Here is a 1,029-nt window from a genome sequence, read left to right as displayed (position 1 = left end):
CAAGAAGGCAGTTCAATGACCGCCGTAAGAAAACGGCAGGCTTATGCGAAGAGATACGCAAAAGGATTGCCCTGGAAATGGACAGGGGAGAAGAACAATTCTTTGTCGACTCCAAGCCAATAGGGGGGGTCGGGTGGCACGAGGGACACGCTGCAAGATGGGACGGACTGGGGACTTTGCACAAGCTCCAGACTTCGGTTACTGCGCTTCACAAAAGACATATTATTTCGGATATAAACTGCATGCTCTCTGTGGATTAACAGGTGTTGTCCACTCATATGACCTGTCCAAGGCAAGCATACCTGACCTCGACTACATGAAGGATGTGAAATTGTCTTATCATGACTGCAGCATCTACGGGGACAAAGCATGTATAGGAGCTGACCAACTCACCAACTTCCAAACTCACCAACTTCCAAACTCACCAACTCATCAACTCATAACCTCATCAACTCAAAATCTTAAATTATTATTTTTGTTTTACAAAGTGACGTCTGTTTGCCACCCCATTCTAGCGAAAATATAGCCTATAAAGTAGGTAAAAAGCCACTTTTTCTAAGCTTTCACGTCTTTCGATTTGTCTATTTTTAGGCTCAGAACCTGCATTTAGCACCATTTAGCCTTTCTAGATTGGTTGCCAACTCGTATTTTTTCAAGTCCAATAACCCGCTTTTTACCTCTAAAAACCCACTTTTTAACGACTATTTCGCCCCTTTCAGCCATGTTTTTCATAGCTCGAAAGGTTTTTGTTTATACCATTTCAGTGGATATTTATGCTTATCGCCTCGCATTTAGCAGCATTTTGCCTTGCGTTTAGCAGCAAAATACACTGCGTTTAGCACCAAAATGCCTTGCGTTTAGCGGCATATTGCACTGTGTTTAGCACCAAAACGCACTGCATTTAGCACCAAAACACACTTCATTTAGCAGCAAATAGCCCCTAAATGGGTGCAAATGGTGGTTGTTTGAAATAAATATTCATTTCGCCTCATTAGCATGCTACCCCCTTTTTGCATCAAAACCAACCTT

The 1,029-nt window shown here is 42.6% G+C and carries 1 pseudogene; it reads left to right on the top strand.

Annotation, left to right across the window (positions count from 1 at the left end):
• Window positions 1-406: pseudogene (locus tag HMPREF2955_RS06825) on the top strand (transposase); the annotation flags it as partial.
• Between the last annotated feature and the right edge of the window lie 623 nt (window positions 407-1,029).

This window comes from Prevotella sp. HMSC073D09 (assembly GCF_001814145.1).
GTDB classification, from domain to species: domain Bacteria; phylum Bacteroidota; class Bacteroidia; order Bacteroidales; family Bacteroidaceae; genus Prevotella; species Prevotella conceptionensis.
Note: the sequence above shows the minus strand (reverse complement) of the source record. Positions and strands in the feature narration are given on the sequence as shown.